We start from the raw sequence: 1,667 nt of genomic DNA, 5'->3' as shown, positions 1-1,667 counted from the left end.
TTTCTAATAAGAATATTCGTTCCTACTTGCCAGTCATTAAAGTGATGGTATAATGATAGTTAAGTAGATTAATAGAAGGAGGGATTTTGCATGTCTGTTAGAGTGAATACCAAAATTTCCGAAAGGTCTAATGATTGGTTGGACAAGAAGTCTGTTGAGATGGCTGTAAGTAAGTCAGCCTTGATTAATATTGCAATTGAGCAATACAGAACTCAAACAGAAGTAATAGACGTTTTACCGCAGATTATGGCGGAGTTAGAAAAGCAAGGAATTAAATTGACTAATCTTATTACTTGATTAGCAGCTGCCAGTGGAAGTCGAGCGCAGCGGTCCCTTTATACTGGGAGACCCCCTAAGGTATCCTAGCGCCAGCGGTGGGGGGGAGTGCCTTTCTCCCCCTCAAGGATACGGGGTTCTTAGGGGGTAGGGCCCCAGTGTCAAGGGCGACTGGGAACGGCGGGTACGGACTGTTCCCCTTAATAACTTGATTGTACCACCGAGTTAGACGAAAAATAATCTGAACGGAGGAAACCCTTGCTTGAAAATGCCTGTTAGAACCTATAAAAAAGTGATTGTAACTAACCATGTTATTGAGGTCTATGAGTATCAAAAAGAGCCTTCAGGTCGTCGAGATTTGGATTCTAATGACGATTATGACGCTTTAGATATTACGAATACCAAAATCGACTTAAAAGACGAAATTGATAGGGTAGAAGAGCGTAGAGGTCAAACTGTAAGAGATGCACGACATATTACCAGACGTTTAGCTTTAAAAAATTTTAGCAGCGGTGATAAATTTATCACTTTGACTTTTGACCCTAAAAAATTAAAAGATAAACGGGATCTATTTTTTTTAGACTTCGTAGATAAAGAGTTTAAGAAGTTTATACAGCGTTTTAATTATCGTTTTAAAACTAAGTTGAAATATATTGCAGTTAGGGAGACACACAAAAGCGGAGCATTTCACATTCATATGATTTGTGACTGGGATAAGCTATTAGTTTTCGAAGATGAGATAAAAGAGTGGGAAAGGATATTAGGTCAAGAAGTTTGGAAACATGGTTTCGTTGATATAAAGTCGATAGATCATGTCGATAATGTTGGAGCTTACATAATCAAATACATGACTAAAGATTTACCGGTTGACCTATTCAGTAACAAGAAGTTGTATCTTTGTTCAAAAGGCTTAGAAAGACCGTTTGTTTATCGTGGGTATGAAGCGGAAAAGATTATCGAAGCTTATGAATTAGGGCAAAAAAAAGAAGTATTCACAAACTCCTACGAAAGTGAATACCTCGGCAACATTACATATAAAGAATTTAATCTTAAGCGCCTGTAATGTTTTATATTTATTTGCATTATTCAAAGCCTATAACCCATTATAACACAACCTCTCTATGTGGTGTGTAAATGGGCCATAAAGAGAAAAGCAACAATATCTAAAACTGGCAGGGGGGTCGCCCTTTGCGACCAGGAGGGACCCTGTTAAGGGAGGTATCCTGGTCGTGAGGGGTGTCCTCCCTGTTTTAATTTGGACATTTTTCTAATAAGAATATTCGTTCCTACTTGCCAGTCATTAAAGTGATGGTATAATGATAGTTAAGTAGATTAATAGAAGGAGGGATTTTGCATGTCTGTTAGAGTGAATACCAAAATTTCCGAAAGGT

The 1,667-nt window shown here is 38.0% G+C and carries 2 protein-coding genes; both read left to right on the top strand.

What is annotated here, in order from left to right; genetic code table 11:
* Nucleotides 1-90 precede the first annotated feature (90 nt).
* Entirely contained in the window at nucleotides 91-297 is a 207-nt protein-coding gene (locus HC179_RS00010; protein WP_168862478.1) for a hypothetical protein, read from the top strand.
* A 247-nt stretch (nucleotides 298-544) separates the two neighbouring features.
* A complete protein-coding gene (locus HC179_RS00005; RefSeq protein ID WP_481747944.1) occupies nucleotides 545-1,339 on the top strand; it encodes a rolling circle replication-associated protein in 795 nt (264 codons plus the stop codon).
* Nucleotides 1,340-1,667: the final 328 nt, after the last annotated feature.

The sequence above is a fragment of the Bacillus sp. RO1 genome (genome assembly GCF_012524115.1).
Classification (GTDB): domain Bacteria; phylum Bacillota; class Bacilli; order Bacillales; family Bacillaceae_I; genus Sutcliffiella_A.
The sequence above is the reverse complement of the archived record's forward strand: the minus strand, read 5'-3'. Positions and strand labels throughout refer to the sequence as shown.

What these genes read in the sequence shown, in the direction of transcription:
- HC179_RS00010 (WP_168862478.1), top strand. Translation starts at nt 91, where the DNA reads ATGTCTGTTAGAGTGAATACCAAAATTTCCGAAAGGTCTAATGATTGG.
- HC179_RS00005 (WP_481747944.1), top strand. Translation starts at nt 545, where the DNA reads ATGCCTGTTAGAACCTATAAAAAAGTGATTGTAACTAACCATGTTATT.